The organism is Pseudoalteromonas sp. SG44-5 (assembly GCF_014164175.1).
GTDB classification, from domain to species: Bacteria; Pseudomonadota; Gammaproteobacteria; order Enterobacterales; family Alteromonadaceae; genus Pseudoalteromonas; species Pseudoalteromonas nigrifaciens.
The window spans coordinates 124,362-140,584 of the sequence record NZ_JACJES010000005.1; the positions used below are offsets into that span (position 1 = coordinate 124,362).

Annotated in this window: 13 protein-coding genes; all 13 read left to right on the top strand. The window is 41.7% G+C overall.

Features of this window, described 5'->3' with window-relative positions:
• The first annotated feature begins 1 nt into the window (after position 1).
• The gene (gene rng, locus H5079_RS08240; protein ID WP_011329323.1) at positions 2-1,474 is read left to right on the top strand and encodes a ribonuclease G; all 1,473 of its coding nucleotides are present in this window, start codon (positions 2-4) and stop codon (positions 1,472-1,474) included.
• Entirely contained in the window at positions 1,474-5,325 is a 3,852-nt protein-coding gene (locus tag H5079_RS08245; RefSeq protein WP_182683882.1) for a YhdP family protein, read from the top strand. The genes rng and H5079_RS08245 overlap by 1 nt, the downstream gene beginning before the upstream one ends.
• Positions 5,326-5,363: 38 nt before the next feature.
• Positions 5,364-6,191: a carbon-nitrogen hydrolase family protein gene (locus tag H5079_RS08250; RefSeq protein WP_182683883.1), complete on the top strand. Its 828-nt coding sequence runs from the start codon at positions 5,364-5,366 to the stop codon at positions 6,189-6,191.
• Positions 6,188-7,627: a metalloprotease TldD gene (gene tldD / locus H5079_RS08255; protein ID WP_011329320.1), complete on the top strand. Its 1,440-nt coding sequence runs from the start codon at positions 6,188-6,190 to the stop codon at positions 7,625-7,627. The genes H5079_RS08250 and tldD overlap by 4 nt, the downstream gene beginning before the upstream one ends.
• A gap of 230 nt (positions 7,628-7,857) precedes the next feature.
• Positions 7,858-8,583, top strand: a complete 726-nt coding sequence (trmJ, locus tag H5079_RS08260) for a tRNA (cytosine(32)/uridine(32)-2'-O)-methyltransferase TrmJ (RefSeq protein WP_086996586.1) — start codon at positions 7,858-7,860, stop codon at positions 8,581-8,583.
• 207 nt (positions 8,584-8,790) lie between these two features.
• Positions 8,791-9,282: a Fe-S cluster assembly transcriptional regulator IscR gene (gene iscR / locus H5079_RS08265; protein WP_011329317.1), complete on the top strand. Its 492-nt coding sequence runs from the start codon at positions 8,791-8,793 to the stop codon at positions 9,280-9,282.
• A gap of 24 nt (positions 9,283-9,306) precedes the next feature.
• Positions 9,307-10,524 (top strand): IscS subfamily cysteine desulfurase, encoded by a 1,218-nt coding sequence (locus H5079_RS08270; protein WP_011329316.1) that lies wholly within the window; start codon positions 9,307-9,309, stop codon positions 10,522-10,524.
• Between the two features lie 43 nt (positions 10,525-10,567).
• Entirely contained in the window at positions 10,568-10,951 is a 384-nt protein-coding gene (gene iscU / locus H5079_RS08275) for a Fe-S cluster assembly scaffold IscU (RefSeq protein WP_011329315.1), read from the top strand.
• Positions 10,952-10,960: 9 nt separating this feature from the next.
• The gene (gene iscA, locus H5079_RS08280) at positions 10,961-11,284 is read left to right on the top strand and encodes an iron-sulfur cluster assembly protein IscA (RefSeq protein ID WP_182683884.1); all 324 of its coding nucleotides are present in this window, start codon (positions 10,961-10,963) and stop codon (positions 11,282-11,284) included.
• Between the two features lie 112 nt (positions 11,285-11,396).
• Positions 11,397-11,924 carry a co-chaperone HscB gene (gene hscB, locus H5079_RS08285; RefSeq protein ID WP_041454584.1) on the top strand — a complete coding sequence of 176 codons (528 nt, stop codon included), beginning with the start codon at positions 11,397-11,399 and terminating at the stop codon, positions 11,922-11,924.
• 52 nt (positions 11,925-11,976) lie between these two features.
• Complete coding sequence (gene hscA / locus H5079_RS08290) at positions 11,977-13,839, top strand: Fe-S protein assembly chaperone HscA (RefSeq protein ID WP_011329312.1); 1,863 nt, start codon at positions 11,977-11,979, stop codon at positions 13,837-13,839.
• A gap of 11 nt (positions 13,840-13,850) precedes the next feature.
• Positions 13,851-14,189, top strand: coding sequence for an ISC system 2Fe-2S type ferredoxin (gene fdx, locus H5079_RS08295; RefSeq protein ID WP_011329311.1), 339 nt, complete (start codon positions 13,851-13,853; stop codon positions 14,187-14,189).
• Positions 14,190-14,425: 236 nt separating this feature from the next.
• A complete protein-coding gene (locus tag H5079_RS08300; protein ID WP_182683885.1) occupies positions 14,426-15,853 on the top strand; it encodes an NAD-dependent succinate-semialdehyde dehydrogenase in 1,428 nt (475 codons plus the stop codon).
• Positions 15,854-16,223 lie beyond the last annotated feature (370 nt).

The following is a 16,223-nucleotide window of genomic DNA, read 5'->3' on the forward strand; positions in this document are numbered from 1 at the left end:
CATGAGTATAGAATTACTAATTAATGTCACGCCAAGTGAAAGCCGTGTTGCCCTAATAGAAAACGGTGTTCTACAAGAAATACAATTAGAGCGAATTGGCAATTTAGGGATTGTTGGTAATATTTACTTAGGAAAAATTAGCCGTGTTTTACCCGGCATGCAAGCCGCCTTTGTTGATATAGGCCTTGAAAAAGCTGCATTCTTACACGCCTCAGATATTGTAAATAGCGCCTCTATTGTTGAAGGTGTTGACGATACCCCGATAAAAAAAGTACAAGATATTCGTGAGTTAGTTCGCCAAGGGCAATATATTATGGTGCAAGTGGTAAAGGATCCACTGGGCACTAAAGGCGCGCGTTTAACTACCGACATTACCATACCTTCGCGCTATTTAGTGTTTATGCCCGACGCCACCCACGTTGGCGTAAGCCAGCGTATAGAAACAGAAGAAGAGCGTGGCAGATTAAAGAAAATCGTTGCTGAATACAGCGATGAAAACGGCAGCTTTATTGTGCGAACCGCCGCAGAAGGCGCAAGCGAAGCCGAATTAAGGCACGATGCTGCATTTTTACAAAAATTGTGGCAAAAAGTGGTGTCACGCCGTAAAAAAACCAGTAAAGCCAGTATCTTACATGAAGACTTAACCCTTGCTTTTAGAACGCTACGTGACTATGTGGGCGAAGACATGGAACGCATTAGGGTTGACTCTAAACTAACCTACCAAGAGCTTAAATTATTTACCGAAGAGTTTGTGCCAATTTTGTCGCAAGTGCTTGAATATTATCCGGGTGAGCGCCCCATTTTTGATTTGTTTGATGTTGAAAACGAAATACAAAAAGCGCTGCATCGTAAAGTAACCCTTAAATCGGGTGGCTATTTAATTATCGATCAAACCGAAGCGATGACCACGGTTGATGTTAATACTGGTGCATTTGTTGGTCATCGTAATTTAGAAGAAACCATTTTTAATACCAATGTTGAAGCAACTTCTGCTATTGCGCGCCAGCTTAGGCTGCGTAATTTAGGCGGTATTATTATTATCGATTTTATCGATATGGTAAGTGAAGATCATAAACGCCGCGTAATGCATTCGCTCGAATCGGCATTAGCAAAAGATCGTGCTAAAGCTAATATTAATGGCTTGTCGGCATTAGGTTTAGTAGAAATGACCCGTAAGCGCACCCGCGAAAGCTTAGAACATATATTATGTGATGTTTGTCCTGCGTGTTCTGGTCGTGGTTCACAAAAAACAGTAGAAACAGTGTGCTACGAATTACTGCGCGAAATAGTGAGGGTTAATCGTGCTTACGATGCAGATAAGTTTGTGGTTTATGCCGCGCCAGCGGTATGTGAAGCATTACTAAACGATGAATATCATAACTTAGCCGAATTAGAACTATTTATTGGCAAACAGGTCAATATTCAAGTTGAGAGTTTATACAGCCAAGAGCAGTTTGATGTGGTAATGATGTAATGAAAGCAAAAGCGGTCTGTTTTTTTTGTTTTAGAAAGTTATGGCAAACGTGTGCCATAATTTTAGTGTTACTGGCCGTGACTGTTTCTATTTTAAAATATACCCTACCTTATGCAAACGACTATAAAGATAATATAGAAAACTACCTACATACCAAGTTTGATATTAGTTTATCAATCGGCTCTATTTCAGCAAGTTGGCAAGGTAGCGGGCCTGCTTTAGTGCTCGAAAACCTATCATTTAAAGACAACCAAACTGCACCTATTGCACTCACTATAGCTAAAACCAGTTTAGAGCTTAACTTGTGGGAAAGCTTAAAAACGCTGCAATTAAAGTCAAACTACTTTGTAATAAATGGCTTTCATACCAGTATTAAAGTAGCTAATTTATTTGCCAAAAATGAAGGCGAAGTGTCGTTTGAGCAAAAAGAGTTAATAGAAGAGCTATTTTTGGGTGACACAGGCCACTTCGCAATAGAAAACTCCAGCATTAACTTTATTTTAGAAGACGGTACTGAGCGTAAGTTACTGTTAGAGAATATTGTTTGGCAAAATCAAAATAAGCAACATTTAGGTAGCGGTAGCTTAGCATTACCGGGTATTTCGGTGGGAAGTTTTGATGCGCGAATAGCACTCAAAGGCGATACTATTGAAAAAATGGCAGGCGACATGTATGTGCAAGCTAATGAGGTAGATGTATCTAACTGGTTAGCGCAATATATTAATACCGAAAAACAGCAACTGCACAGCAACATAAACTTACAAGCTTGGTTAGAGCTTAATCAAGGTTTAGTGAGTGATGTTAAAGTACAGTGGTTACCTAGTTTTGCACGTTGGGAGTTGGCTGGAGAGAAACAACAGCTGAGCCTAAGCGAAGGGGGATTTCATTTATTTCCTGAACAAAAAAGCTGGCGGTTGAAAAGCACGGGTTTAGCGTTTAATAGTAATGATAAAAGCTGGCCGAGTTTAGAGTTTGAGGCACTGCTGGGTAAGCAAAATAAAATTTGGTTACAGCAAGTTGATATAGCGCTACTTAGCGATTTAGCCGAGCTGACTAACTTTAATAACCTAACGCCATTTTTACAGCGCCAACCTAGTGGGCAAATAAAGCAAGCTTACTTAGACTATACCAATAGTGAGCAATGGCAGCTGTGGTTTGAAGCCGATAATATTGGCTGGCAAGAGCAGCACGCAATACCTGCCGCACAAGAACTGCGAGTTAGTGCTCTGGTTAATCAGCAATACGGGCGAATTACCCTGTTTGGTGAAAATAACAGCCTAATTACCGGTGATAGTTTTAGCCAAAATATAGATTATGAGCAATTAAATATAGAGCTCAATTTAGCCAAGCGCAGTAATGCTTGGCACATTAGTAGTGACAATATTTGGTTTAATAATGATGAAGTAACCTTTGCTGCAGAAATGCAGCTTAGCTTAGGCGACGAACCGCGTTTAGATTTATACGCCGAAGCATTTGCACCCGACGCGAGTATTGCTGGGCATTATTTTCCTTTAAAAGCGATGAGCCCTGAATTAGTTAGCTATTTAAATGGCGCTATAAAAGGCGGTGAAGTGTCAAAAGCACAAGTGCTTTTTGCAGGCCCGCTAACAGGCTTTCCATTTAGTGACGGCTCTGGGCAGTTTGATGTGTTAGCACAAATAGATAACGCCACTTATCAGTTTGATCCCGACTGGCCTGCAGTTACTAACGCCAGCGCCCAGTTACATTTTGCCAACGAGCGCATGGATATTTATAGCCAGCAAGGCAAGTTAGTAAATTTAGCTGTGGGCAGTAGTGTACGCGTTAGCATTAGCGATTTAATGCATGCCGATGAGCTAGTAGTTAAAATAGATAAGCAAGCCGAGCTTGAAAAAATGCACGACTTTTTTGCGGCCACGCCACTTGCCAGCCCGCTTGCTGAAATTTTTAAAATTGTGCAAGGTAAAGGCGAAGCTAGTGCAGATATAGAGCTGTTAATTGGTTCTAAATTTGCTAATGGTGCAAGTGTGAGCGGCAAAGTAAATTTAATAGACTTACCTGTTTATATTGCGACTCCAGGCATTGAGCTGGATAACTTAAACGGCGAGCTGCATTTTAAAAACAATGAAATAACCCTCACTAATGCCACTGCAACATGGTTGGGCATGCCACTCAATATTAACTATGACAGTAAAAGTGTTGAGCAAGATTATCGCGCCAATATAAACATAAAAGCGCAGCTAGATGCCGAGACTCTTATTGCGAGCGGCCAAGGGTTATTAAAAAACTACCTTAGCGGGAAAAGTGCAGCCGATATTGGTTTAGTGCTTAATTTTACCGAGCAAGGGTTTGATTATCGTGCGCAAGTAACCTCGTCATTAATTGGTTTAAGCAGTACTTTACCGGGTGACTATGCTAAAAGCAGCGAGCAACCATGGCCACTCAATGCAGTTATTCAAGGCGATAATATATCTAACTTAATTACCGCTAATATAAAGCAGCTATTTTATTTTAACGCCATTTTAGATAACGCCAACACCCACTTTAACAATGCTCATTTTGTTATCGGTAAAAATGATTTAGGGCTTAATAAAAAAGATTTAGCGGTTAGTATTAATTTACCACAAACCGATTTGCTTCCGTGGCTAGAGTTAATTGAGCAAATTATAAATGTATCTAAGCAAGGCTCAGAGCAAGCATCAGCTAGTGTTATGCCACCACTGCATGAAGTACTTGCTAATATAGAAAAACTTAATATTAGTGACGTGCAATTTAATGACTTTGAAATGCGCTTAGCACCTACCCAAAACGATTTATACCTAAAGTTAAATGCTAAAGAATTGCGTGCAGGGGTGCTAATTCCTATCTCGCAAGCCAGCCAGCCGATTCGAATTAATAGCGATTATTTAAGGGTTAACTTTATTGAACCAACAAATGTTAAGCCAGTTGCAAGCACAGAAACAGCCGATGACGTAAGCTGGCTTACTCAGCTACCCGCAATAGAATTTGAATGTGGCGACTGTAAGGTGAGTCAGTATCAGTTAGGTAAAGTAAGCGCGTCTTTATTGGGGGATGGTAAACGGCTTGTTATTTCTGAGTTAGTGGTTGATAAGAACGATCATATTTTACGCACCCATGGGCAGTGGCAAAATGGCCAAACGCAACTCAGCGGTGAGCTTAAAAGTGAGGATATAGGCGCATTATTTAATGAGTTTGACTTAACCACCGCAATTAAAGATTCAAACGCAACCATTAACTATAATCTTGCATGGCAAGCAGCCCCGTATAACCTTGATGTAGCAAGTCTTTCGGGCAATATTGATTGGCGTTTAGGCGAAGGACATTTAACCGAGGTAAGTGATGGTGGCGCGCGGGTGTTCTCGTTACTGAGCCTAGATTCACTAGTGCGTAAATTAAAACTCGATTTTAGAGATGTGTTTTCCAAAGGTTTTTTTTATAACAGCATGCAAGGCACAATGCAGCTTGATAAAGGCATTGCCTACACTCAAGATACTAAAATGGATGGTGTACCAGCCGACTTAACCATTAAAGGTTATGCTAATTTAAATACCCTAGAAATAGACTACGACCTAGCGGTTGCGCCGCAAGTAACCTCCAGCATACCTATAATAGTAGCTTGGATGGTTAACCCCGTTACCGGCCTTGCTGCGCTTGCTATAGATAAAGTGATTCACTCGGCGCGCGTTATTTCCGAAATAAACTTTAAAGTAACCGGTAAAATGAATGACCCGCAAGTACAAGAACTTGACCGTAAAAGTCGTGAAGTAACGCTACCACAAGCGGCGCAAAATCAGCCTCAAGCAGCAACAAAGCTTAAACTAAAAGACGCTGAGGTGAGCGTTACCCAATGAGAAATAACCAATGAGAAATAGCTAATGAGTGCTACCTTATGAGTGAAGCAATTCCGACAATTATTGCTCTGCAAATGTGCTCAGGGGTTGATCCTAAGCAAAACATACAAACGCTAGTTAATCAGTTACAACAATTACCCACTACAAGGCCACTATTAGTGTGCTTGCCTGAAGCCTTTTTAGTGTTTAGTAAATCGGGTAACGATACCTTAAAAGTGGCTAAGCATGCAGAGCGTTATAAGCAGCAGTTAAGCGAGCTGTGCCAATTGCATAATATTTGGTTAAGCGCTGGTACTATGCCAGAGCCTTATAACGACAATAAATATTACGCCGCGTCGCACTTATTTAATGCTCAAGGTGAGCTAGTTGCCAGCTACAATAAAATGCATTTATTTGATGTAACAGTTGACGATTCAACAGCCAGCTATCGAGAATCAGACTTTACTCAAGCAGGAAATGAAGTTGTTGTTGTCGACTCTCCCTTTGGTAAAATAGGCTTAACAGTATGTTATGATCTGCGTTTTAGTACTTTATATACTCAACTTGTACGCCAAGGTGCAGAAGTTATATTAGTCCCTAGCGCCTTTACGGTAGTGACCGGACAAGCCCATTGGCAACCTTTATTGGCGGCTCGTGCAATAGAAACACAGTGTTATGTGATTGCTGCAGCGCAATATGGAGCACATGAAAATGGCCGCCAAACCTATGGCCACAGTATAGTTCTGTCTCCTTGGGGAGATACATTAAGTGAGTTGCCCACGGGCACAGGTTTTATAAGCGCCACGTTAGATTTAAAGCAATTACACAAAATTCGACGAGATATGCCAGTGCAATCTCATCAACGATTTAGAGAGCATTTATTATGAATACGGTTGAACAGCATTTATTACACGACAGCCAGCTAAATCGAGAAGAACTCGAAAAAACGCTCGCCTACATTCATCAACATAAGGTGGATTACGCTGATTTATACTTTCAATCAAGTCACCATGAATCATGGGTACTTGAAGACGGCTTAGTAAAAGAAGGTTCATACAATGTTGAACGAGGCGTAGGTGTACGCGCAGTAAGCGGCGAAAAAACCGGTTTTTCGTACTCAGATGCAATCACCCTTGAAGCACTTAATAAAGCCGCAACTGCAGCGCGTAGTATTGCCGAGGCCGGTGAAAATAAATCAATTCAAGTATTTAGCGATGTAACTGCAAAGCAGCAGTTTGCCCCGCATCAGCCAATTTCAAGTATGAGCGATACTGATAAAGTAAATTTGTTACGAGAGCTTGAAAACTATATTCGTGAACTAGCACCCGACGCAGAGCAAGTAATAAGTTCAATGTCGGCCGTGTACGAAGAAGTACTTATTGCCGCTAGCGACGGTACTTTTGCCACCGATATTCGCCCACTTATTCGTTTAAATTGTTCAGTACTACTTGAGAAAAATGGTCGTCGTGAACGCGGTGGAGCCGGTGGTGGTGCGCGTTTAGATTATGGTTATTTTAAAGAGTTAGTAGAGGGTAAACCACGTTGGATGGAGTTTGCAGAAGAGGCAGTACGCCAAGCAAAGGTAAACCTAGAAGCCATTGATGCGCCAGCCGGAACCATGGAAGTGGTGCTAGGAAATGGCTGGCCAGGTGTATTATTACACGAAGCCGTAGGCCACGGCCTAGAGGGCGACTTTAACCGTAAAGGCGCATCGGCGTTTAGCGGAAAAGTAGGGCAAAAAGTAGCGTCTGAGCTATGTACTGTGGTTGATGATGGCACTATGGCTGATCGTCGTGGCTCACTTAACGTAGACGACGAAGGCACACCTGCGGCCTATAACGTACTTATCGAAAACGGTATTTTAAAAGGCTACATGCAAGATAAAATGAACGCGCGCCTAATGGGCGTTAGCCCAACGGGTAACGCACGCCGTGAATCGTACGCACATTTACCTATGCCACGCATGACCAATACTTACATGTTAGGCGGTGAGCACAGCCAAGCAGATATTATCAGTAGTGTTAAAAAAGGCGTGTTTGCGCCTAATTTTGGTGGCGGACAAGTTGATATAACGTCAGGTAAATTTGTATTTAGCGCATCAGAAGCCTATTTAATCGAAAACGGTAAAATTACCCAACCAATTAAAGGCGCAACCTTAATAGGTAACGGCCCAGAAGTAATGCAGCAAATATCTATGGTAGGTAACGACCTTGCGCTTGATAAAGGCGTTGGCGTGTGCGGTAAAGACGGCCAAAGCGTCCCTGTTGGGGTGGGTCAACCTAGTTTGAAAATAGACAAGTTAACAGTAGGCGGAACAGCTTAAGTACTGCTATTTGATTTAATAAAAGATAAAAGCAGCGCAGTGTTTGGACATAAGCAAAGGATGTTGGCTTGCGATCACTAAGTGTGTGCTTTAAATAAGCTGGTATATAAACCTAAACATGGTTTGTATTTTGAGCTGAACCCTATTCACGGCTGCGCTTATCGTAGCCGTGTTTTTAATTACATGGTAGAATTTGCGCAATTTTTTGCAGCAAACAAAGTAGCACAGCAATGATCTTAGATGATATTCGCGTTGTTTTAGTTAACACATCACACTCAGGTAATATTGGCTCGGCGGCTCGCGCCATGAAAACCATGGGCTTATCAAAGCTTTATTTAGTCGACCCAGCGTGTGAAATCGACAGTCATGCCAGTGCATTAGCCGCTGGAGCAAGTGATGTTTTAGGTAATGCTGTGATTGTTGATACTGTTGCTGATGCAATTGCCGATTGCGCGTTAACTATTGGCACGAGTGCGCGCTCTCGCACACTATCTTGGCCTATGGTTGAGCCACGTGAATGTGGTGAAAAGCTAGTAAGCGAAGCAGCTAATGGTCCGGTAGCTTTGGTGTTTGGTCGTGAAAATAGCGGCTTGAGCAACGATGAATTACAGCTTTGCAATTATCATGTATGTATTCCGGCAAATCCAGAGTACAGCTCGCTTAATTTAGCTATGGCAGTGCAGACATTATGCTACGAAACGCGAATGGCGTTTTTAAATCAGCAACCTAAAATAGCCGAAGAAGATGACACCGTTTACCCTAGCTCAAAACAAACTGAGTTATTTTATGGGCATCTTGAAGAGACACTGTTTAATACTGGGTTTATCATTAAGCAGCACCCAGGCATGGTTATGACCAAATTACGTCGTATGTTTAATCGTGCTCGCCCTGAAGATGCTGAAATGAACATTTTACGTGGTATTTTAACCTCTATAAATAAGTCGATACCTAAATAATAATGGTTATAGCAATTAGTTATAACAAGCTACGATTAAATAACGCGCTAATACTTGACTAAATTACTCAGGTAATTACAATAGGACGTAATACTTGAGTAAAACACTCAGGTATTACGTGTTTAGCTAAGAACTGGTTTTAAGTTTTAATACTTGACTAATTTACTCTGGTAATTAAAATTTGCACTCTTTTGTGCGGAGGGCGTTATGAAGTTAACATCAAAAGGCAGGTATGCCGTTACAGCTATGCTGGATGTTGCACTGCACACAGGTGTAGGTCCTGTTGCCCTTGCTGATATTTCACAGCGACAAGAAATTTCTTTGTCTTACCTTGAACAGTTGTTTGCCCGTTTACGTAAAAACGGTTTGGTAAGCTCTGTTCGCGGCCCTGGCGGTGGTTATTTATTGGGGCGTAAAGCGGACGCTATTTCTGTTGGTGATGTGATAAATGCAGTAGATGAGTCAGTTGATGCAACACGTTGCCAAAAAAGTGATATAGGTTGCCAAAGTGGTATGCGCTGTTTAACTCACAATTTGTGGTCAGAATTAAGCGCACGAATAGAAGAATTTTTAGATAATATTACCCTTGCTGAATTGGTAGAGAAATCTGATGTGAAAGAAATCGCATTACGCCAAGATAACAGTGTTAATGATGCAATTAAGCAGTTGGAAAATATTCAAGTAAGCTGTCAACTTTAAGGTTGACCTGCAGCGGAGAGAGAAATGAAGTTACCGATTTATTTAGATTACGCAGCAACCACGCCTGTTGACGAACGTGTTGCCAAAGAAATGATGCAATGCCTGACAATGGACGGTAATTTTGGTAATCCTGCGTCACGTTCACATAGGTTTGGTTGGCAAGCTGAAGAAGTGGTTGATCAAGCACGTACCGATGTTGCTGATTTAATTAATGCAGACCCACGTGAAATTGTTTTCACTTCGGGTGCAACTGAATCAAATAACCTAGCAATAAAAGGCGCAGCACAGTTTTACAAAAAGAAAGGTAAGCATATTATTACCGCTAAAACTGAGCACAAAGCTGTAATCGACACGTGTCGTGAGCTTGAGCGTCAAGGTTTTGAAGTAACCTATATGGACGTTGAAGAAAACGGCCTACTTGATTTACAAAAACTTGCCGACACTATGCGTGACGACACCGTACTTGTAAGCATCATGCATGTTAATAACGAGCTAGGTGTAATTCAAGATATCGCTACAATTGGCGAAATGTGTCGCGAACGTAAAATTATGTTCCACGTAGATGCAGCGCAAAGCGCAGGTAAAGTATTAATTGACGTACAACAGCTTAAAGTTGATTTTATGTCGTTCTCAGGCCACAAAGTATATGGTCCTAAAGGTGTTGGTGCACTTTACGTTCGTCGTAAACCGCGCGCTCGTTTAGAAGCACAAATGCACGGTGGCGGCCACGAACGTGGTATGCGCTCTGGCACACTTGCTACGCATCAGTTAGTGGGTATGGGTACAGCGTTTAGAGTTGCTAAGCAAGATTTCGAAAAAGACCATGCACATATAAGCGCCCTACGTAAGCGCTTAATTGACGGTATTATGAGTGATATGGAAGAAGTGTACTTTAACGGTACACAAGACCAATCAGTACCAGGCATTGTAAATATCAGCTTTAACTTTGTTGAAGGTGAGTCGTTACTAATGGCAGTAAAAGACATTGCAGTATCGTCAGGTTCAGCCTGTACGTCAGCAAGCTTAGAGCCTTCTTATGTTTTACGTGCACTTGGCCGTAACGACGAATTAGCACATAGCTCAATTCGTTTTAGTATTGGTCGTTTTACCACCGAAGAAGAGATTGATTACACCGTTGAATTAATGAAAAACTCTATCGGTCGCCTACGTGAAATGTCTCCACTTTGGGAGATGCATCAAGAAGGTATTGATTTAGATTCAGTTGAATGGGCTCACCACTAATAATAGTGCGAGTACATACCTAGCAGGTAGTGAGGATAGAATTATGGCTTACAGTGATAAAGTAATCGACCACGTAGAAAACCCACGTAACGTAGGTGTTTTAGACAAAAATGATCCGTCAGTGGCAACGGGTATGGTAGGCGCACCAGCATGTGGTGACGTAATGAAGTTACAAATTAAAGTATCTGCCGATGGTATTATCGAAGATGCAAAATTTAAAACGTATGGTTGTGGTAGTGCAATTGCTTCATCTTCACTGGTAACAGAGTGGGTTAAAGGCAAAACACTAGAGCAAGCAGCGACTATTAAAAATACTGATATAAGTGCAGAGCTAGAGTTACCACCAGTGAAAATTCACTGTTCAATTTTAGCCGAAGATGCAATTCAAGCAGCAATTGCAAATTATAAAAGTAAACAAGCGAAGTAAGAGAGTTCCATGGCAGTGACATTGACAGATGCGGCAGCAAACCGCGTACAATCATTTTTAGCAAATCGCGGTAAAGGTTTAGGCCTGCGCGTTGGCATTAAAACGACGGGCTGTTCAGGTCTTGCCTATGTACTTGAGTTTGTTGACGAGCTAAACGACGACGACAAAACATTTGTAGCAAAAGGCGTTACCTTAATTGTTGATGCTAAAAGCTTAGTTTACATTGACGGCACGCAGCTCGATTACACTAAAGAAGGCTTGAATGAAGGGTTTAAATTTACTAACCCTAATCAAGCTGACGAGTGTGGTTGTGGCGAAAGCTTTACCGTTTAAATTTAAACGTGTTTTGAATACCTAAGTTACTTGGGTATAAAACAAGCCCTGCCAATAAACGTAGGGCTTTGTTATTTTTGAAATTAATTTCTGAATATTATTGGTTGAAGTTATGCGCTATTTTGAGTTATTTGCAATACCAGTTGACTACAATATTGATTTAGTAATAGTTAACAAGCACTACTTAGAGCTACAGCGTGCAGTGCACCCCGATCGCCATGCCAACGCCAGCAGTCGCGATAAATTAATGGCCGTGCAAAGCGCCGCAGAAATTAACGACGCACTACAAATATTAAAGCACCCAGTAAAGCGTGCCGAATATATGTTAAGTGAGTTGGGTGTCGATATTCGTGCTGAGCAACAAACCTTGCAAGATCCGGCATTTTTAATGCAGCAAATGGAACTTCGCGAAGAGTTAGAAGAGCTAACGTCAGCGAGCGATCCTGACACTGCAATCGCTAATTTTGAAAAGCAAATCAAGCAACTTAACGAACAATACAGTGCACAACTTGCACAGCAATTAGCAAGTAACGACGAGCAGCAATACCAAGCTGCTGCAGATAATGTTCGTAAACTAAAATTTGTTTATAAACTACGTGACGAACTAGAGCGTATTGAAGACAGTTTATTTGATGACTAATCACCTAACTTGCTAATTTATAAAGCAAGGTAAAGCGAGTTTAAAAAATATTATGGCATTATTGCAAATTGCTGAGCCGGGGCAGAGCGCGGCACCACATGAACATAAACTAGCCATAGGTATTGACCTAGGTACAACTAACTCATTGGTAGCCACGGTACAAAGTGGCGAAGCACGCACCTTAACAGATGACTTAGGTGAAGCAATGCTTCCTTCGGTAGTGCGCTATCAGGCGGGTGGGATCACTGTAGGCAGCGAAGCTGTAAAATCAGCAACGCAAGATCCCGTTAATACGCTAATTTCAGTTAAGCGCTTTTTAGGTAAAACCCAAGCAGAAATAGAACAAAGCTATGGGCAACTACCGTATCAATTTTGTCAGCACGATGGTGCACTTGCCATAGAAACAGCTGCTGGAAAAATCAGCCCAGTTAAAGCATCTAGCCATATTTTAGCTGCATTAAAAGCCCGTGCAGAACAAAGCTTTGGTAATCAAGAAATATTAGGTGCAGTTATTACTGTACCGGCATACTTTGATGACGCTCAGCGCCAAAGTACAAAAGATGCCGCTGAACTTGCAGGTATTAACGTACTGCGATTATTAAACGAGCCAACGGCAGCCGCTGTTGCTTATGGTTTAGACTCGGGTCAAGAAGGTATTATTGCTGTTTACGATTTAGGCGGTGGCACCTTCGATATATCAATTTTGCGCTTGCACCAAGGTGTATTTGAAGTATTAGCTACCGGTGGCGATTCAAGCCTAGGCGGCGATGACTTTGACTCACTGATTGTTGATTACTTAAAGCAGCAAACGGGTGTAACCACTTTATCTCCAGCGGTACTGCGCTTATTTATTAATAAAGCTAAAGCCTGTAAAGAAGCATTAAGCCAATACTCAACTGTTAATGTTGGGCTTGAGTTTGATGATGAGAAACACATGGTTGAAGTGACCCGCGAAAAACTTGACGAGCTTGCGATACCACTCGTTAAAAAAACGCTTCGTTCTTGTCGCCGTGCTGTAAAAGATGCTGGTATTGAGAACGAAGAAGTGCTGCAAGTAATTATGGTGGGTGGCTCTACTCGCATGCCATTAGTACGCAGCCAAGTTAGTGAGTTTTTTAATAAAGAAGCACTAACGTCAATTGATCCCGATCGCGTTGTAGCGCTAGGCGCTGCGTTGCAAGCAGACGTGTTAATAGGTAATAAACCTGATTCAGATATGTTGTTACTCGACGTATTACCACTATCGCTAGGTCTTGAAACTATGGGTGGCTTGGTGGAAAAAATTATTCCACGTAATACCACTATTCCAGTAGCACGTGCCCAAGAGTTTACTACTTTTAAAGATGGCCAAACAGCCATGTCGTTGCACGTACTACAAGGTGAGCGCGAATTGGTAGACGATTGTCGCTCTCTTGCTAAGTTTAGTTTAAAAGGTATTCCGCCAATGACTGCGGGTGCTGCACATATTCGGGTTACGTTTAAAGTAGACGCCGATGGTTTACTTAGCGTATCGGCAATGGAAAAATCGACAGGCGTACAAGCAGATATTCAAGTTAAACCGTCATTTGGTTTATCAGACGACCAAGTCTCTAATATGCTAAAAGAGTCAATGAGCAACGCTAAAGGCGATATGCAAGCGCGTATGCTCAAAGAGCAACAAGTAGAAGCACTACGTGTAATTGAAGCACTAGAGGCATCACTTGCGAGTGACAGTGGTTTACTTGACGAAGCGCAACTAGCATATTTACGAGCTGAAATTGCAGAGTTGGTAAAAGTGCGTGAGAATGCGCAGCAACCAAACGAGATTAAAACCGCGATTGAAAAAATGGATAACGCCAGCAGCGATTTTGCCGCACGCAGAATGGATGCATCAATTAAAAAAGTTCTTACTGGGCAGTCAGTAGACAATATTTAAGAGAGATTAGAATGCCACAAATTATTTTTCTTCCCCATCCAGAATTGTGTCCAGATGGCGCTGCAATTGAAGCACCTAGTGGTCAAACGGTTCTTGATGTTGCCCTTAAAAATGGGATTAGCATTGCTCACGCATGTGAAAAGTCATGTGCGTGTACCACGTGCCACTTAGTGATCCGCGAAGGCTTTGATTCGCTAGAAGAAAGCGACGAGTTAGAAGACGATATGCTTGATAAAGCATGGGGCTTAGAGCCAGAGTCGCGCTTAGGTTGCCAAGCTATTATTAGAGATGAAGACCTAGTGGTTGAAATACCTAAGTATAACGTTAATATAGTTAATGAAGAGCACTAGCTTTTAACGATTAATATAATAAAAGCCGCTGTTTAATACAGCGGCTTTTTTGTTTGCAAACCGTAGGCGGGAGTTTACCTCGCGCACACAAAGCGCGGCATAAAACCCCGACTTGTATCTACATAGTGTTACCCGTAGGCGGGAGTTTACCTCGCGCAGATTTATATAAAAAGTTAGCCTTGGCTCTATGTCACGCATTAAAAGCTAACACCTTAAACGTAATTTGGAGGTTTATTTTGAGTAATCTTATTTTTTCTGACTCGTTTATTAATGGTGAATTTTATAAAACAGACACACACTTTAGTGTTGATGATCCTGCTACCGAAAAAAGCATTGTTGATGTAAGCGATATTGATGAGCAGGGTGTAAATAATGCAATAGTTGCTGCTCAAAGCGCATTTGTTAAATTAAAAGCAACCAATGCTACGCAGCGAAGCGAAACCTTGATGCGCTGGTATGAGCTAGTTATAAAACACAAGCAAACGCTTGCAGAGTTAATGACCAAAGAGCAAGGTAAACCACTTAAAGAAGCATTGGGCGAAATAGATTACGGCGCAGGCTTTATAAAATGGTTTGCCGAGGAAGCTAAGCGCAGCTATGGCGATGTTATACCTGCTACCGACAACACCCATAGGTTAACCAGCTTTAAGCAGGCTGTAGGAGTTGTTGCAGGGATCACGCCATGGAATTTTCCTGTTGCTATGATTACGCGTAAAGTTGCCCCCGCCTATGCAGCCGGTTGTAGTTTTATATTAAAACCTTCAGAGCACACCCCATTATGCGCTATTGCACTTGCCTATTTAGCCGATCAAGCAGGGTTTGAAAAAGGGGCATTTAACGTCTTAGTATCGCAAAATGCTAAAAAAGTAGGAAAAATACTAACCGACTCTGAGATAGTGCGTAAGTTTACTTTTACCGGATCAACGGGGGTAGGCAAGCAGTTATTAGCGCAATGCGCAGGTACTATTAAGCGCACTTCTATGGAGCTTGGAGGAAACGCACCTTTCATTATTTTTGATAATGCAGACCTCGATGCAGCTATTGAGGGGTTAATGGCTGCTAAGTTTAGAAATAGTGGGCAAGCTTGTGTTGCTGCAAACCGTATCTTTATTCAGCGTAATATTATTGATGCGGTACTAAATAAACTAACCCCTAAGGTGGCTGCTTTAAAAGTCGGTAATGGCTTTACAGCAGATGTTGATATCGGCCCGCTTATTTACCCTAAGGCAAAAGAAAAAGTACAGCAGCTAGTACAAGACGCACTAGATAAAGGGGCAGTATTGATTGGTGATAACAGTGATTTAGGTGGCAGCTTTCAAAACCCGTTGATTGTAAATAACGTCACTACCGACATGGATATTTACCATGAAGAAGTATTTGGCCCAGTATTAACAATTATTCCTTTTGATGATGAAAGCGAAGTACTTACCCTAGCAAACGACGTACCTTACGGCTTAGCCGCTTATTTTTACAGCCAAAATATTAAGCAGGTTTATCGCATTAGCGAAGGTCTTGAGTTTGGCATGATTGGTGTAAACGAAGGCGTTATTTCTAACCCTGTAGCGCCATTTGGTGGTGTTAAGCAATCGGGCCTTGGCCGTGAAGGGGGGCACCAAGGGTTAAATGAGTACCTAGAAGAAAAATACGTGTGTATTAAAATTTAAACCGTTTATATGCTCTTGGCGGCTTGCAGTAAAACAACTTCAAGGCGCTGTACAAATACATTGAGCAATTTATTTTAGGCAAAGAAAAGCGCGCTCTATCTCTAGGCGCGCTTGCGGAATCTTCTAATTTTCTGCATCCTGCAATTGAACTTAATCAACTCCAAATTCTTACAAATCCTTGTTATTACAATATTACTTTTTAGTTCTATGTAATGTAGGCGCTCCTGCCTGTATCCTTTATTTCCTCAACATCCTGTAAAACAACGTAAATCCTTTGTTGCTATCCTTTACGCATCATCCAGATGCTATCCTTTAAGACATTCCATTGTGCTGCTCTCCTAGAGCCTGTCCTAAAATCCGTTTTGTATTA

Coding starts and splice junctions, on each gene's coding strand:
- rng (WP_011329323.1), top strand. CDS start 2: ATGAGTATAGAATTACTAATTAATGTCACGCCAAGTGAAAGCCGTGTT.
- H5079_RS08245 (WP_182683882.1), top strand. CDS start 1,474: ATGAAAGCAAAAGCGGTCTGTTTTTTTTGTTTTAGAAAGTTATGGCAA.
- H5079_RS08250 (WP_182683883.1), top strand. CDS start 5,364: ATGAGTGAAGCAATTCCGACAATTATTGCTCTGCAAATGTGCTCAGGG.
- tldD (WP_011329320.1), top strand. CDS start 6,188: ATGAATACGGTTGAACAGCATTTATTACACGACAGCCAGCTAAATCGA.
- trmJ (WP_086996586.1), top strand. CDS start 7,858: ATGATCTTAGATGATATTCGCGTTGTTTTAGTTAACACATCACACTCA.
- iscR (WP_011329317.1), top strand. CDS start 8,791: ATGAAGTTAACATCAAAAGGCAGGTATGCCGTTACAGCTATGCTGGAT.
- H5079_RS08270 (WP_011329316.1), top strand. CDS start 9,307: ATGAAGTTACCGATTTATTTAGATTACGCAGCAACCACGCCTGTTGAC.
- iscU (WP_011329315.1), top strand. CDS start 10,568: ATGGCTTACAGTGATAAAGTAATCGACCACGTAGAAAACCCACGTAAC.
- iscA (WP_182683884.1), top strand. CDS start 10,961: ATGGCAGTGACATTGACAGATGCGGCAGCAAACCGCGTACAATCATTT.
- hscB (WP_041454584.1), top strand. CDS start 11,397: ATGCGCTATTTTGAGTTATTTGCAATACCAGTTGACTACAATATTGAT.
- hscA (WP_011329312.1), top strand. CDS start 11,977: ATGGCATTATTGCAAATTGCTGAGCCGGGGCAGAGCGCGGCACCACAT.
- fdx (WP_011329311.1), top strand. CDS start 13,851: ATGCCACAAATTATTTTTCTTCCCCATCCAGAATTGTGTCCAGATGGC.